Origin of the sequence: Streptomyces phaeoluteigriseus, from assembly GCF_001896135.2 — a bacterium.
GTDB classification, from domain to species: Bacteria; Actinomycetota; Actinomycetes; order Streptomycetales; family Streptomycetaceae; genus Streptomyces; species Streptomyces phaeoluteigriseus.
This window is the reverse complement of sequence record NZ_MPOH02000016.1, coordinates 220,818-235,323: the sequence shown is the minus strand read 5'-3', so window position 1 is coordinate 235,323 and position 14,506 is coordinate 220,818. Positions and strand designations below refer to the sequence as shown.

The 14,506-nt window shown below is 70.9% G+C and carries 14 protein-coding genes; 8 read left to right on the top strand and 6 right to left on the bottom strand.

Annotation, left to right across the window (positions count from 1 at the left end; all coding sequences use genetic code 11):
* Positions 1 to 579: 579 nt before the first annotated feature.
* Entirely contained in the window at positions 580 to 1,383 is an 804-nt protein-coding gene (locus BM536_RS25780; RefSeq protein WP_094103642.1) for a helix-turn-helix transcriptional regulator, read from the bottom strand.
* 150 nt (positions 1,384 to 1,533) lie between these two features.
* Between BM536_RS25780 and BM536_RS25775 the strand changes: the two genes are divergently transcribed.
* Both BM536_RS25775 and BM536_RS25770 read left to right on the top strand, forming a co-directional pair.
* Entirely contained in the window at positions 1,534 to 3,210 is a 1,677-nt protein-coding gene (locus BM536_RS25775; RefSeq protein ID WP_094103567.1) for an AMP-binding protein, read from the top strand.
* On the top strand, positions 3,207 to 4,829 hold the full coding sequence (locus tag BM536_RS25770) for an AMP-binding protein (protein ID WP_094103566.1): 1,623 nt from the start codon (positions 3,207 to 3,209) through the stop codon (positions 4,827 to 4,829). Before BM536_RS25775 ends, BM536_RS25770 begins: the two co-directional genes overlap by 4 nt.
* Before the next feature lie 29 nt (positions 4,830 to 4,858).
* Here BM536_RS25770 and BM536_RS25765 read toward each other — a convergent pair whose 3' ends face one another.
* Entirely contained in the window at positions 4,859 to 5,704 is an 846-nt protein-coding gene (locus BM536_RS25765) for a hypothetical protein (protein WP_073498954.1), read from the bottom strand.
* Positions 5,705 to 5,913: 209 nt separating this feature from the next.
* On the opposite strand from BM536_RS25765, the gene gcl reads away from it, so the two are divergent.
* Entirely contained in the window at positions 5,914 to 7,698 is a 1,785-nt protein-coding gene (gene gcl / locus BM536_RS25760) for a glyoxylate carboligase (protein WP_073498955.1), read from the top strand.
* A 417-nt stretch (positions 7,699 to 8,115) separates the two neighbouring features.
* On the opposite strand, the gene BM536_RS40840 is transcribed toward gcl, so the two are convergent.
* The 4 genes from BM536_RS40840 to BM536_RS25740 all read right to left on the bottom strand — a co-directional run bounded on the left by BM536_RS40840 (position 8,116) and on the right by BM536_RS25740 (position 11,335).
* Entirely contained in the window at positions 8,116 to 8,283 is a 168-nt protein-coding gene (locus BM536_RS40840) for a hypothetical protein (RefSeq protein WP_158086541.1), read from the bottom strand.
* A 407-nt stretch (positions 8,284 to 8,690) separates the two neighbouring features.
* A complete protein-coding gene (locus tag BM536_RS25750) occupies positions 8,691 to 8,936 on the bottom strand; it encodes a hypothetical protein (RefSeq protein WP_073498953.1) in 246 nt (81 codons plus the stop codon).
* 619 nt (positions 8,937 to 9,555) lie between these two features.
* Positions 9,556 to 10,446: a 2-hydroxy-3-oxopropionate reductase gene (locus tag BM536_RS25745; protein ID WP_073498399.1), complete on the bottom strand. Its 891-nt coding sequence runs from the start codon at positions 10,444 to 10,446 to the stop codon at positions 9,556 to 9,558.
* A 67-nt stretch (positions 10,447 to 10,513) separates the two neighbouring features.
* Positions 10,514 to 11,335, bottom strand: coding sequence for a TIM barrel protein (locus tag BM536_RS25740; RefSeq protein ID WP_094103564.1), 822 nt, complete (start codon positions 11,333 to 11,335; stop codon positions 10,514 to 10,516).
* 307 nt (positions 11,336 to 11,642) lie between these two features.
* On the opposite strand from BM536_RS25740, the gene BM536_RS25735 reads away from it, so the two are divergent.
* From BM536_RS25735 to pucL, 5 genes are all read left to right on the top strand, one after another.
* Positions 11,643 to 11,891 carry a YkoF family thiamine-binding protein gene (locus BM536_RS25735; protein ID WP_073498401.1) on the top strand — a complete coding sequence of 83 codons (249 nt, stop codon included), beginning with the start codon at positions 11,643 to 11,645 and terminating at the stop codon, positions 11,889 to 11,891.
* Entirely contained in the window at positions 11,888 to 12,256 is a 369-nt protein-coding gene (locus tag BM536_RS25730; protein WP_073498403.1) for a helix-turn-helix domain-containing protein, read from the top strand. Before BM536_RS25735 ends, BM536_RS25730 begins: the two co-directional genes overlap by 4 nt.
* A gap of 141 nt (positions 12,257 to 12,397) precedes the next feature.
* The gene (gene uraD, locus BM536_RS41875) at positions 12,398 to 12,916 is read left to right on the top strand and encodes a 2-oxo-4-hydroxy-4-carboxy-5-ureidoimidazoline decarboxylase (protein WP_073498405.1); all 519 of its coding nucleotides are present in this window, start codon (positions 12,398 to 12,400) and stop codon (positions 12,914 to 12,916) included.
* A 132-nt stretch (positions 12,917 to 13,048) separates the two neighbouring features.
* Positions 13,049 to 13,453 (top strand): hydroxyisourate hydrolase, encoded by a 405-nt coding sequence (gene uraH / locus BM536_RS41870; RefSeq protein WP_073498406.1) that lies wholly within the window; start codon positions 13,049 to 13,051, stop codon positions 13,451 to 13,453.
* 4 nt (positions 13,454 to 13,457) lie between these two features.
* Positions 13,458 to 14,387 (top strand): factor-independent urate hydroxylase, encoded by a 930-nt coding sequence (gene pucL, locus BM536_RS25715; RefSeq protein WP_073498408.1) that lies wholly within the window; start codon positions 13,458 to 13,460, stop codon positions 14,385 to 14,387.
* The last annotated feature ends 119 nt before the right edge of the window (positions 14,388 to 14,506 follow it).

Below are 14,506 nucleotides of genomic sequence, written 5' to 3'. Positions count from 1 at the left end.
CCCTCCGAGTGTCGTGTCCGGACCAAATTCTAGGCAACGTCTCTTTGAAATCCGGAAGGACGGCGTCGTGAGGGAGATAACAACTGGGGCATACGGAAATTCATCGAGGTGACGTTTGAATGAACAGTCATCGTCCCGGGCCCTCCCTGGCTTGATCCGTACGCTCCCTCACGGCCTCCACCGCACCTCGTGTTCCGCCGTTTCACGCCATCGGCACGGCGCCGCGACGGCAACCGTCTCCGCCGACAGGAACCGCTTCCTGTGGCAGCGGCCGTTTCCTGGCGCGGCAACCCTGTCCCAGGGAGCAACCTAGTCGCCCGGCACCGGTTCCGGACCCCGAGCGAGCAGCCTGCCCACGGCAGCAACCTTTCCGTACGGCGTCCACCCCGCGCTACGGCAGCGACCGGTCCCTTCGGCAGCAGCCCTGCCGCGCTCGCGGCAACCCGTTCCCACGGCAGCAGCCCCGTGCGCGGCCACTCGTTCCCACGGCAGCGGCCCTGCCCTGCTGCGGCCGCTCTTTGCCCGGGCGGCAGCCCTGCTCCTCCGACCGCTGCCCGTTCCTACGCCGGCCCCTCCGCACTACGGCAGCAACCCCGTCCTGCGTGCGGCGACCACCGCCTCCCCGCGGGTGTGGGCGCCCAGTTTCCGCATCGCCGATCCGAGGTAGCCCTTGACCGTCTCCGGGCGCAGTCCCAGCCGCTCGGCGGCCATCGCGTTGGTCGCGCCCGCCGCCACGCACGCCAGGACGTCCAGCTCACGGGGCGCCAGGGCGACCGCCGGCAGCGGCGTGCCCCGGGTGAGCAGCCCGCAGGCCTGGAGGAGCTCCGCGCGCAGCCGCGGGTCGGCGATGCGCGGGGCGAGGGCACGCAGGGCCGCGTGGGCCTCCCGTACCTGCTCCCAGCCGGCCGCCGACCCGCCCCGCGGCTCGGGGCGGGCCGCCGTCAGCAGGTCCCGGGCCTCGTCCTCGACCGCCAGCGTCTGCTCTACGTCCCGTGCCACGTCGACGGCCGCGTTCAGGGTGCGGTCGCCCAGCGGCTGGGCCGTGCGCAGGGCGCCGTACAGGACACCGCGCACCCGGCGGCGTACGACCACCGGGATCGCGAGGACCGAGCGCAGCCCCTCCGCGGCGACCGCCGTGTCGTACTCGTGGCTGATCTGCCGGGAGAGGGAGTAGTCGGTCACGGCGCACGGTCGGGCCAGCGCGACCGCTTTCCCGCCGAGGCCGTTGCCCGAGGTCACCGCGAGTCCGCGCAGTGCCGGTGTGGCCACGCCGTTCAGTTCGCTGATGCGCATCCGCCGGCGCCCCGGCTCGACCAGCCCGCCGAAGGCGACCGGCAGCCCCGTCGCCCGCCGCAGCCGCGCCAGCGCACCGCGCATCTCCATCGCCCCGGCCGTGTCCACCGCTGTCACCTGCCCGCCCTTCTCCGCGGCGGTTCGCCGCGGTGACCCCCGTTCGGGGGTGGTGAGACCCGCATCACGGATTACACGATGGCAGAGAGCCGCCCGGCAATGGCCCGGCAACCAGGAGGACAGATGACGACGGCGACGGCGACGGAGCAGTTCCGCAGGGCACGGGACTTCCTGCTGGCCCACCGAGAGGATTACGAGGCCGCTTACGACGGTTTCGACTGGCCGCGGCCCGCGCACTTCAACTGGGCCCTCGACTGGTTCGACGTCATCGCGGACGGCAACGACCGCATCGCGCTGCACATCGTCGAGGAGGACGGCTCCGAGGTCCGCCTCACCTTCGCCGAGCTGTCCGAGCGGTCCGACCGGGTCGCCAACCTGCTGCGCGAGCGGGGAGTCGGTGCCGAGGACCGGATCCTCGTCATGCTCGGCAACCAGGCCGAACTGTGGGAGACGGCCCTCGCCGCGATCAAGCTGCGCGCGGTCGTCATCCCGGCGACCCCGCTGCTCGGCCCCGCCGACCTGCGCGACCGCGTCGAGCGCGGCCGGGTCGGCCACGTCGTGGTGCGCGCCGAGGACGCTGGCAAGTTCGACGACGTGCCCGGCGGCTACACGCGCCTCGCCGTCGGCGGCGTGCCCGAGGGCTGGCAGCGCTACGAGGACGCGTACACCGCCTCCGCCGAGTTCCTGCCCGACGGGCCCACCCTCGCCGACGACCCGCTGATGCTGTACTTCACCTCCGGTACGACGGCCCGCCCCAAGCTCGTCGAGCACACGCACGTGTCGTATCCGATCGGGCACCTGTCGACCATGTACTGGATCGGCCTCCAACCCGGTGACGTGCATCTGAACATCTCCTCACCCGGCTGGGCCAAGCACGCCTGGTCGAACCTCTTCGCCCCGTGGAACGCCGAGGCAACCGTCTTCATCCACAACTACACGCGCTTCGACCCGACCCGGCTGATGGCGGAGATGGACCGCGCGGGCGTGACGACCTTCTGCGCCCCGCCGACCGTGTGGCGCATGCTCATCCAGGCCGACCTCATCCAGCTGCGCACCCCGCCGCGCGAGGCGGTCGCCGCGGGGGAGCCGCTCAACCCCGAGGTCATCGAGCAGGTCCGGCGGGCCTGGGGCGTGACCATCCGGGACGGCTTCGGCCAGACGGAGACGGCCGTGCAGATCGCCAACAGCCCCGGCCAGCCGCTGAAGACCGGCTCGATGGGCCGCCCGAGCCCCGGCTACCGCGTCGAACTGCTCGACCCGGTGTCCGGCGCGCCCGGCGTCACGGAGGGCGAGATCGCGCTCGACCTGTCTGTCCGGCCGGTCGGCCTGATGACCGGTTATCACGGCGACGCCGACCGGACGGCGGAGTCGATGGCGGGCGGCTACTACCGCACCGGCGACATCGGGGAACGCGACGAGAACGGCTACGTCACCTACGTCGGGCGCGGCGACGACGTCTTCAAGGCCTCCGACTACAAGATCAGCCCCTTCGAGCTGGAGAGCGCGCTGCTGGAGCACGAGGCGGTGGCCGAGGCGGCCGTCGTGCCCGCCCCGGACGAGCTGCGGCTGGCCGTGCCCAAGGCGTACGTCGTCCTGGCCGAGGGCTGGGAACCCGGTCCCGGCACCGCGAAGGCGCTGTTCGAACACTCCCGGGAGGTCCTGGCGCCCTACAAGCGCATCCGGCGCCTGGAGTTCGCGCCGCTGCCCAAGACCGTCTCCGGCAAGATCCGCCGCATCGAGCTGCGCGAGGCGACGGCCGCGGGCTCGGCGGACGAGTACCGCGAGGAGGACTTCCGGTGACCGAAACGTCGTACGGCCATGGGTCGTACAGCCATGGCACGAGCACCACGGCGCTGCTCGGCGACACGATCGGCGGCAACCTGGACCGGGCCGTCGCCGCCTGGCCCGAGCGTGAGGCGCTGGTCGACGTGCCCTCCGGCCGGCGCTGGACCTACGCGCGGTTCTCGGCGGACGTCGACCGGCTGGCCTGCGCGCTGCTGGCGAGCGGGGTCGGCAAGGGGGACCGGGTGGGTGTCTGGGCGGTCAACTGCCCCGAGTGGGTGCTCGTCCAGTACGCCACCGCCCGCATCGGGGCGATCATGGTGAACATCAACCCGGCGTACCGCACGCACGAGGTGGAGTACGTCCTCAACCAGGCCGGCGTCTCCCTGCTGTTCGCCTCCGTCAGTCACCGGACCAGCGACTACCGGGCGATGACCGAGCAAGTGCGGGACAGTTGCCCGCGGTTGAGGGAGTCGGTGTTCTTCGGCGATCAGAGCTGGGAGGCGCTGCTGGGCCGCGCGTCCGAGGTCGGTGCCGAGGAACTGCTCGCCAGGGCGGGCGAGCTGTCCTGCGACGACCCCGTCAACATCCAGTACACCTCGGGTACCACGGGCTTCCCCAAGGGGGCGACCCTCTCCCACCACAACATTCTGAACAACGGTTACTTCGTCGGGGAGCTGCTCGCCTACAGCGAGCAGGACCGGATCTGCATCCCGGTGCCCTTCTACCACTGTTTCGGCATGGTGATGGGAAATCTCGCGGCCACCTCGCACGGCGCCTGCATGGTGATCCCGGCGCCGTCCTTCGACCCGAAGGCGACCCTGGACGCCGTCCAGGCGGAGCGGTGCACCTCCCTGTACGGCGTCCCGACCATGTTCATCGCGGAGCTGAACCTGCCCGACTTCGCGACCTACGACCTCTCGTCGCTTCGCACCGGCATCATGGCGGGCTCGCCCTGCCCGGTCGAGGTGATGAAAAGGGTGGTCGCCGAGATGCACATGGCCGAGGTCTCCATCTGCTACGGCATGACCGAGACGTCCCCGGTCTCCCTGCAGACCCGCCGCGACGACGACCTGGAGCACCGCACCGGCACGGTCGGCCGGGTGCTGCCGCACATCGAGGTCAAGGTCGTCGATCCGGCCACCGGTGTGACCCAGCCGCGCGGCGCCGCCGGCGAGCTGTGCACCCGCGGATACAGCGTGATGCTCGGCTACTGGGACGAGGCCGAGAAGACCGCCGAGGCCATCGACCCCGGCCGTTGGATGCACACCGGCGACCTGGCGCACATGCGCGAGGACGGCTATGTCGAGATCGTCGGCCGTATCAAGGACATGATCATCCGCGGCGGCGAGAACATCTACCCGCGCGAGATCGAGGAGTTCCTCTACGGCCACCCGAAGATCAGGGACGTCCAGGTCGTCGGCGTACCGCACGAGGCGTACGGCGAGGAGGTCCTGGCCTGTGTGATCCCGCACGACGTCGCCGCGCCGCCGACCCTGGAGGAGGTGCGCGCCTACTGCGAGGGCAGGCTGGCGCACTACAAGGTGCCGAGCCGGCTCCAGGTGCTGGACGCCTTCCCGATGACGGTCTCGGGCAAGGTGCGCAAGGTGGAACTGCGGCAGAGGTACGGCAGGTAGGCCGGCGTTCCGGTGGCGCGGCGGTCGGCTCAGGCGCCCGGGGAGTCGAGCCGCTCGGCCGCCGCGTTCACGGGCTGGGGTGTGCCCGTGAGATCCAGGACGAAGAGGGGGACGGCGAGGGAGTCTGCGCGGGCGCGTGCGTCGGCGGTGTAGCCGGCGAGGGAGAAGTACACGCAGTCCGCGGAGTCCGTCATCGCCGTCAGCCACAGGCACTCCACGTCCCGCAGCGACGCCGGGTGCACGCTCGGATCGACATGCGCCAGCAGCCCTCGCGCGGCGAGCCCGATGCCGGAGGTGGGCCGCTGGTCCGCCCGCCGGATGTCCTGGTGCCCGAGCCACCGCAGATACAACGCGGTCGCCGTGACGGCGTCTCGGGCGGTGCGGATGGCGATGGGACGGAACGGGACCCGGGAGGGCGGGGGAGTGTCCGGGCAGGGCCCGGTGTCCGAGGGTGCCGCCTCGGCGTCCTCGGTCGGCCGCCCCGTCTCCCCTGTTTCCCGCGCTTGCGCCCTCTCGGTTCCGGCGTCCTCGGCTCCCGTCCACGTCCCCGCCGCTCCCGGCGCCGTTCCCGTTTCCGCGGCCCCGGCCCCCGCTTCCCCGACGGCTCCTTCTGCCGCTGCGGTCACCGGGATGCGCAGGACCGCTCCGCAGGCACAGCCCAGTTCCGGGCGGGGCCATTGGTCGTGGCGGCCGCAGGACGGGCAGCGGACGGTGATCCACTCCTCCTCCCACGCCCGGTGCGCGACGGCCGTCGGGGCCGCGTGGTGGTCGAGGCGGGGCGCGATCGGGGTGCCGCACGCGCAGGGGTAACAGGGGGCGGTGTAGCGGCGCTCGCGCCGGCAGGCCGGGCAGCGCACCCGCACGCTCTCGGGCATGCGCCCATCGTCCTCCAGTGAGCCCCCGCTTGTCCGTCTCTTGACGGGGTTCTCCCACCCCCTTAGATTGATTCCAGATAGTAGAAAACATTTTCCGCGATACGGAATACTCTCCGGCGGGGATGGTGTCGAAGTGCTCACCGCGGGGCGCGACGGGAGTACGCATCCGACAGCTCAAGCAGCTGAAGCAGTCGAAGCAGGAGTACTCGATGGCTCGTATGACCGCTGCCCGTGCGGCAGTTGAGATCCTCAGGCGTGAGGGCGTCACCGCCGCGTTCGGTGTCCCCGGCGCGGCGATCAACCCCTTCTACGCGGCCCTCAAGGCCTCCGGTGGCATCGCCCACACGCTGGCCCGGCACGTGGAGGGTGCCTCCCACATGGCCGAGGGATACACCCGGACCCGTCCGGGCAACATCGGCGTCTGCATCGGCACCTCGGGCCCGGCCGGCACCGACATGATCACCGGCCTGTACTCCGCGATCGGCGACTCGATCCCGATCCTGTGCATCACGGGCCAGGCCCCGACCGCGGTGATCCACAAGGAGGACTTCCAGGCCGTCGACATCGCGTCGATCGCCAAGCCGGTCACCAAGATGGCGGTCACCGTGCTGGAGGCCGCCCAGGTCCCCGGAGTGTTCCAGCAGGCGTTCCACCTCATGCGCTCCGGCCGTCCGGGCCCGGTGCTGATCGACCTGCCGATCGACGTGCAGCTCACCGAGATCGAGTTCGACCCGGACACCTACGAGCCGCTGCCCGTCTACAAGCCGGCCGCGACCCGCGCCCAGGTCGAGAAGGCGATCGGGATGCTCAACGCCTCCGAGCGCCCGCTGATCGTCGCGGGGGGCGGTGTCATCAACGCCGACGCCTGCGAACTCCTCGTCGATTTTGCCGAGTTGACCGGCATCCCGGTCGTGCCGACCCTGATGGGCTGGGGCGCCCTGCCCGACGACCACGAGCTGAACGCCGGCATGGTGGGCCTCCAGACCTCGCACCGCTACGGCAACGCGACCTTCCTGGAATCCGACTTCGTCCTCGGCATCGGCAACCGGTGGGCCAACCGGCACACCGGAAAGCTCGATGTCTACACGGCAGGACGGAAGTTCGTCCACGTCGACGTCGAGCCCACCCAGATCGGCAAGATCTTCGCGCCGGACTTCGGCATCGCCTCGGACGCCAGGGCCGCCCTGGAGCTGTTCGTCGAGGTGGCCCGGGAGGTGAAGGCGACGGGCGCGCTGCCCGACCGTTCCGCGTGGGCGGCCGCCGCGCAGGAGAGGAAGGCCACCCTCCAGCGCCGTACGCACTTCGACGACATCCCGATCAAGCCGCAGCGCGTCTACGAGGAGATGAACAAGGCCTTCGGCCCGGAGACGCGTTACGTGAGCACCATCGGCCTGTCGCAGATCGCCGGTGCCCAGATGCTGCACGTCTACCGGCCGCGTCACTGGATCAACTGCGGTCAGGCCGGCCCGCTCGGCTGGACCGTCCCGGCCGCGCTCGGCGTCGCCAAGGCCGACCCGGAGGCGTCCGTCGTGGCCCTCTCCGGGGACTACGACTTCCAGTTCATGATCGAGGAACTGGCGGTCGGCGCGCAGCACAGAATCCCGTACGTCCATGTCCTGGTCAACAACTCCTACCTGGGCCTGATCCGCCAGGCGCAGCGCGGGTTCGACATGGACTTCGAGGTCAAGCTGGAGTTCGAGAACATCAACTCGCCCGAGTTGGGCGTCTACGGCGTCGACCACGTCAAGGTCGCCGAGGGCCTCGGCTGCAAGGCGATCCGGGTGACCGACCCCGGCGAGTTGGGCGCGGCCTTCGAGCAGGCCAAGAAGCTCGCCTCCGAGTTCCAGGTCCCGGTGGTCGTCGAGGCGATCCTGGAGCGCGTCACCAACATCTCCATGAGCGGCACCAACGACATCGGCAACGTCGTGGAGTTCGAGGAGATCGCCACGGAGGAGTGGCACGCGCCGACGGCGGTCAGGACGCTCAAGGTCTGACGCGCCGAGAATCGCCGGGAACGCCGGGGAGCAAGGAGAAACACCGAGAACACGGCGACGCGGCTGGACGCGGCGCAGGACGAGAGGGGCGGCCCGCCCGGAGGGATGGGCCGCCCCTTCGTCACGCCGATCGGTCCGAGCCGTCTCCGTCGCCCCGCCCCCGCACGAGTAGGCCGTCCCCCGCCCGAATCGCCGCCTCGTGGAACGCGAACAGAAGCCCTGCCCCGTTGCCTCGGCCCGCGTGCCCGACCCGCCCGCGGCGCGAACCGCGGGACGAGGGCGAGGACGAGGACGTGCAGGGCCGGCTCCCGGTTCGCCCCTGCGGGGCCACCGCCATCGACGTGTCGCACTCGGACAGGCTCTTGCGGCCTGTGGCGTCCGCGTCGCCTGGCGACACCAGGAGGGAGCGCTCGACGGTCAGGACGTCCAGCGCCCGGCGGGCGGTCCGGGTACGGCGGGGCGGAGGGCCCGCAGCAGGCCCGCGGCCCGTCGTCCGGCGCGCAGCTCGGCGAGGGCGGCATGGTCGTCGGTGCGGTCCCGCGCCCGGGGCGGTCCGGCGGGTCGGGCGAGTGCCGTGCGGACCACCGCTGGTGAGCGGCGGAAGAGGAGGCGGCGGGAGAAGAGGCGGGAGAGGCAGGAAGGCGGAGAACTGGGGAGGCGGGGCCTGCCCGGCAGCCTCGGAGGACGCTTCCGAGGTCCGCAGTCCGCCGGGCCGGCCCGCCTCGAGGGCGCCCCGCAGACGCAGGGCGACCACGGCCACCGTGACGGCGGCGCGGGGTTCTCCCCGCAGCAGCGCGACCTCGTCCGGCCGGAGCCGGATCGAGGTTCCCGCGCTCGGAGCGACCCCTGGGGCGGGACCCGCCGCCCCCGTGCCGGCGGGCCCCGCATGACCACAATGTGCCCTCGCCCGGCCTCGGTTGAAGCCTTTGAACCATGTTCAGAGGTTGATTTGAGGTTGTCGTACCCGGCCTACGCCTCGTTCGTACCCCGGCCTACGCCTCCTGTTGTCCGTGGTGCTCCGACAGTCCCGGCCAGTCGTCGGGGCCGCCGCCCTGCCAATCGATGAGATCACCCTCCTCCACCTCGACGCGGTCCAGGTCGGCGAGGCGGAGGATCTCGACGACATCGTCGAGATGCGTGGCGATCCCCAGGGTGGCGTCGCCCGAGGTGACCCGGCGGGAGCCGTCCAGGGCCGGCGGGTGGACCACGATGTGCGGGTGCTGCGTCGGATTGCCCATGCCCTCAGATTCCTGCGGGCGGGACCCGTCCGCACGCCGGGGGGCGAACCGGGCGGGTCGGCGGTCCGCCGTCCCCGCCATGCGCGGGTATGCCCGCTGCCCGCTGCCCGCACAACGCAGCGCGCTCCCCGGCGGGACCGGGCACGGTCTCGCCGGGGAGCACGGGGAGCACGGGGAGAATGGGGAGCACGGGGAGGGTGGGGAGGGTGTTCGGAAGGGATTCGGAAGGGACTCGGAAGGGACTCGGAAGGGACAGGGACCGCGGCGGATGCGACGGAGCCGGGGCGTCCTCCCTCAGGTCGAGAGGAGCGCCACGTTTCCTTCACCACCGCACTGGCTCGCACGCCGCCGCGGCTCCTGTCCCCTCGCCCGTTCCGCACCGCGATCACCCCTCATCCGGATCACCGGTGCGGACGGGCCGCGCCCTGGACCATGACGTGACGTCAGGTGGAGGGCGCGAGACGGGACTTCGGTCCTCGCGCAGGCGCTGACCGAATCCTCCACGCGCTTGCCGGGTGCGGGGTCGCGGCGTGGAGGGGGCTGGATTCCGGCGGCGCCGTCGCCTGGGCGCGACAGGACAGATGTCAGCGGCGGCGCCGCCCGGAAGTCTGGGGAGGTGTTACAGCTGGGCGCCGGAAAGCCGTTCCACGGCGCGCAGCAGCGCCGAGTGGTCCAGGCCGCCGTCGCCCTGAGCGCGCAGGCTCGCGACGAGTTGCGCGACCACGGCGCCGACCGGCAGGGCCGCGCCGACGGTGCGGGCGGCGTCCGTGACGATGCCCATGTCCTTGTGGTGCAGGTCGATGCGGAAGCCCGGGCCGAAGTCGCGGTTCAGGAAGTTGTCCTTCTTGCGCGTCAGTACGGTCGACCCCGCCAGACCACCGTTGAGGACGTCCAGTGCGGCCTTGAGGTCCACGCCCGACTTCTCCAGGAAGACCACGGCCTCGGCGCACGCCTGGATGTTCACGGCGACGATCAGCTGGTTCGCCGCCTTCACCGTCTGGCCCGAGCCGTGCGGCCCACACAGCACGATGGTCCGGCCGAGCGCCTCGAAGACCGGCTCGGCCTGGTCGAAGTCGGCCTGCTCGCCGCCGACCATGATGGACAGGACGGCCTCGACCGCCCCGGCCTCACCGCCGGACACCGGCGCGTCCAGGACGCGGATGTCCTTGTCCTTCGCCGCCCTGGCCAGGTCGACCGAGGTCTGCGGAGTGATGGAGGACATGTCGATCAGCAGCGTGCCGGGGCGCGCGTTCTCCAGGATGCCCTCGGGGCCGTAGGCGATGGCCTCGACCTGCGGGGAGGCCGGGACCATGGTGATCACCACGTCGGCGTCGCGGACGGCCTCGGCGATCGAGCCGGCGGAGTGGCCGCCCGCGGCGGTCAGCCGGTCCAGCTTCTCCCGCTCCAGCGTGTAACCGGTTACCTCGTAACCCGCCTTGATCAGGTTCTCGGACATGGGGGAGCCCATGATGCCGAGACCGATCCAGGCGATCTTGGGGAGGTTGCTCATGATGGGGTGCCTCTCGGTACGGGGATGTTCAGCGTGCGGCGCGGGCCCGGGTCCTGCCTGGCACTCACTACCGGGGCAGCCAGTCGAAGGCCTCCGCGCTCGGACGGTCGCCCGGCTTGTACTCCAGGCCCACCCAGCCCTCGTAACCGGCCTTGCCGAGCCGGTCCAGCAGGTCCTCCAGGGGCAGTGAGCCGGTGCCCGGCGCGCCGCGGCCCGGGTTGTCGGCGATCTGGACATGACCGGTCCTGGACGCGTACCGGTCGATCACCGAGGGGAGGTCCTCGCCGTTCATCGACAGGTGGTAGAGGTCCATCAGGAACCGGGCGTTGCCGAGACCGGTCGCCGCGTTCACCCTGTCGACGACGCCCACGGCGGCCGGGGCCGACACCAGCGGATACCGCGGCGACTCGGGCCGGTTCAGCGCCTCGACCAGCAGGATCGCGCCGATCCGGTCGGCGGCCCGCGCCGCGAGCACCAGGTTCTCCAGCGCGAGCGCGTCCTGGTCGGCCGGGTCCACGCCGTCCACGCGGTTGCCGTAGAGCGCGTTGAGCGCCGTACAGCCGAGGGACTGCGCGAAGCCGGCGGCCACGTCGATGTTGGCGCGGAACCTCTCCGACTCCGCGCCCGGGATCGACAGGGCGCCGCGGTCGGGGCCGGGCAGCTGTCCGGCGTAGAAGTTCAGGCCGGTGAGCCGGACGCCGGCGTGCTCGACGGCCGCCTTCAGCGCGTCCAGTTCGGACTGCTCCGGGGTGGGGGAGTCGACCCAGGGCCACCACAGCTCGACCGCGGTGAAGCCGGCCGCGGCGGCGGCAGCGGGGCGCTCCAGGAGCGGGAGTTCCGTGAAGAGGATCGACAGGTTGACGTTGAAGCGCTGCTCTGCGAATCCCATGGGGTCCGGCGCTCCCTTCTGTGGCTGGCTTCCGCATCGGCCTTCCGCAGCGGCCATGTATTCCGTATTGCGGAAGTTAGTTTCTGCTTATTGGAAGATTGCCGTCGGGGATCGTGGCTTGTCAAGAGGTGCGGCGGAGACGGAACCCCGGAGCCCCCCTGACCGACCCGCCGGTCGGTTAAGGTCGGGGTCCGGAGCCGCCCCGATGGTCCGTTCGTGTGCCGAGGGGGCGCGCCCGGACCGCCCTCCTCGGTGAGGTCAGGTGCGAAACGCGCAGGTCAGGCAGGTCGGAAAGGTATGGGGCGCGATGCGACTGAGGGTTGAGTTCACCACCGAGCCCTTCGATCTCGACGAGGCACCCGCGCACGCGCTGGTCGCCCGCGAGGTCGTCGAGGCCGCCGACCTGGACGCGGTGGACGTGGGCCCCTTCGGCAACACCGTGGAGGGTGGCGCCGACGCCGTCCTGGGTGCGGTCGACGCCCTGCTCCGCAGGACCCTGGAAGCTGGTGCCACCCGGATCTCCCTCCAGGTCAACGTCCTCGGGGAGGGCGAATGACCGGGTCGGGGCAGGAGTCCTTCATCGCCGCCGTGAAACCCCTGGTCGACGCCATGGGCGGGGAGCTGGTCCCGCCGGACGAGGCCGGTCCCGACGACGTCGTGCTGTCCTGGGAGGGCGCCGACGCCGTCGCCGTACGGCTGCCGCAGCTCGCCGACTCCCTCGATCACATCCTGGCCGCGATGGAGCGGAAGAAGGGCAAACCCCTCGCCGACCTGGACCGCAAGGCGAAGCAGGAGGTCGTGCGGATACTGGAGGTGCGCGGCGCGTTCTCGGTGCGGCACGGCGTGGAGACCGTGGCGAGCGCTCTCGGAGTGAGCCGTTTCACCGTTTACAACTACCTCAACCGCGAGAAGGGGAGCTGAGCGGGCGTCCGTGACCCCGCGGGGGGCTCCGGGTTTCGTTACCCGGAATTTTCAACAAAGTGTTGACTGGTTGTCGTGGGTAGGCGTTAGCTGGCCGCAGTCCGATCAGCACGAAGGCCGTTCACGGCCACGGAGGCTCCCGTGACGTCGACTTCCCCGCCCCCGGGACTGGCCCGGTTCAACGCCCTCGAAGAGTCCGCGGCCCGCGCCGCACTCCACGAGGCCTGCGCCTCCACCACCTGGGCGAAGCACCTCCTCGCGGCCCGCCCCTACGCCACCGCCGACGACCTCTACGCCGCCAGTGACGCCGCCACGGCCGACCTGACCGCCGCGGACCTGGACGAGGCGATGGCCGGTCACCCGCCCATCGGCCGTCCCAGGCCGGGTGACCCGACCTCCGCCCGCGAGCAGCGTGGCATGGCCGGGGCCTCCGAGGAGCTGAAGGCGCAGATGCTCGAACTGAACCTGGCCTATCAGGAGAGGTTCGGCCACGTGTTCCTGATCTGCGCCACCGGCCGGACCGGCGAGCAGATGCGCGACGCCCTACGGGAACGGCTCGCGAACGCGCCGGAACGGGAACGGGAGATCGTCCGCGTCGAGCTGGGCAAGATCAACCGCATCCGCCTGGCGCGACTCGTCGAAAACGGTGTCGACGAATGAGCCGGCCTCGGCCGACCACCAGGTGAGCGAGGGCGACCGAGCGACTGAACCGACCGAGGGACGACCGAGGACGATCGAGCCGCCCGAGGACGTCCGACCCGACCGAGCCGACCGAAGAGGACGCCCGTAACCATGAGCACCAGCACCACCGCCTCCGTGTCCACGCACATCCTGGACACCAGCGTCGGCCGCCCCGCCGAGGGTGTCGCCGTCCACCTCTCGGCCCGCGCCGGCCGGGACGCGGACTGGCAGGCGCTCGGCGGTTCCGCGACCGACACGGACGGCCGGTGCAAGGACCTGCCGGCCCTGCCGGAGGGAACCACCCACGTACGGCTCGACTTCGCCGTGGAGCCGTATCTCGAGAAGACCGCGAAGAAACAAGCCGATGCGCAGCAGGACGCCCCCGCGAATCGGGACAGCGGACCGGGCGTGTTCTTCCCGGAGGTGGCGATCACGTTCGCCGTCGTGCCGGGCGAGCACTACCACGTGCCGCTGCTGCTCAACCCGTTCGGCTACTCCGTTTACCGAGGGAGCTAGCTAGATGCCCACCTTTCTGGGACAGAACCAGTACGGCAAGGCCGAGAACCGAGTCGTCAAGATCACGCGGGACGGCGCCACCCACCACATCAAGGACCTCAACGTCTCGGTGTCGCTGAGCGGTGACATGGACGAGGTCCACTACTCCGGCTCGAACGCCAACGTCCTGCCGACCGACACCACCAAGAACACGGTGTACGCGTTCGCCAAGGAGCACGGCATCGAGTCCGCCGAGCAGTTCGGCATCCACCTCGCCCGCCACTTCGTCACCTCGCAGGAGCCCATCCACCGGGCCCGCATCCGCATCGAGGAGTACGCCTGGGAGCGGATCGAGACCTCCGGCGCCGGCGCGAGGGCGGGCGCCGAAGAGGCCAAGCACTCCTTCGTCCGCCAGGGCCAGGAGACCCGGCTCACCCAGATCACCTACGACGGTGAGTCCTGGGAGGTCGTCTCCGGGCTGAAGGACCTGGTCGTGATGAACTCGACGGACTCCGAGTTCTGGGGATACGTCAAGGACAAGTACACGACGCTCCCCGAGGCCTACGACCGCATCCTCGCCACCCAGGTGTCCGCCCGCTGGCGGTTCAACTGGACCGATGACGCGCGGGAGATGCCCAACTGGGAGGAGTCCTACGAGCAGACGAAGAAGCACCTGCTCCAGGCCTTCGCCGAGACGTACTCCCTCTCGCTCCAGCAGACGCTGTTCCAGATGGGTTCGCGGATCATCGACCACCGCGGCGAGATCGACGAGGTCCGTTTCTCCCTTCCGAACAAGCACCACTTCCTCGTGGACCTGGAGCCGTTCGGGCTGAAGAACGACACCGCCGACGGGGCCGTGTACTTCGCGGCCGACCGGCCCTACGGCCTGATCGAGGGGACCGTCCTGCGGGACGGCTGTGAGGCCCGCATACCGGTGGACCTCAGCAACCTCTGACGTATCCGATTCACCGCGGCACCCGTGACCGGGGGGAACAGGAACGGATGGCGAACGGGAACGGACGGCGAACGGGAACGGATGGGGAAACGGTCGCTACGCCCCTTTCCGCACCCGTA

Coding starts and splice junctions, on each gene's coding strand:
- BM536_RS25780 (WP_094103642.1), bottom strand. CDS start 1,383: ATGGAGATGCGCGGTGCGCTGGCGCGGCTGCGGCGGGCGACGGGGCTG.
- BM536_RS25775 (WP_094103567.1), top strand. CDS start 1,534: ATGACGACGGCGACGGCGACGGAGCAGTTCCGCAGGGCACGGGACTTC.
- BM536_RS25765 (WP_073498954.1), bottom strand. CDS start 5,704: ATGCCCGAGAGCGTGCGGGTGCGCTGCCCGGCCTGCCGGCGCGAGCGC.
- gcl (WP_073498955.1), top strand. CDS start 5,914: ATGGCTCGTATGACCGCTGCCCGTGCGGCAGTTGAGATCCTCAGGCGT.
- BM536_RS25750 (WP_073498953.1), bottom strand. CDS start 8,936: ATGGGCAATCCGACGCAGCACCCGCACATCGTGGTCCACCCGCCGGCC.
- BM536_RS25745 (WP_073498399.1), bottom strand. CDS start 10,446: ATGAGCAACCTCCCCAAGATCGCCTGGATCGGTCTCGGCATCATGGGC.
- BM536_RS25740 (WP_094103564.1), bottom strand. CDS start 11,335: ATGGGATTCGCAGAGCAGCGCTTCAACGTCAACCTGTCGATCCTCTTC.
- BM536_RS25735 (WP_073498401.1), top strand. CDS start 11,643: ATGCGACTGAGGGTTGAGTTCACCACCGAGCCCTTCGATCTCGACGAG.
- BM536_RS25730 (WP_073498403.1), top strand. CDS start 11,888: ATGACCGGGTCGGGGCAGGAGTCCTTCATCGCCGCCGTGAAACCCCTG.
- uraH (WP_073498406.1), top strand. CDS start 13,049: ATGAGCACCAGCACCACCGCCTCCGTGTCCACGCACATCCTGGACACC.
- pucL (WP_073498408.1), top strand. CDS start 13,458: ATGCCCACCTTTCTGGGACAGAACCAGTACGGCAAGGCCGAGAACCGA.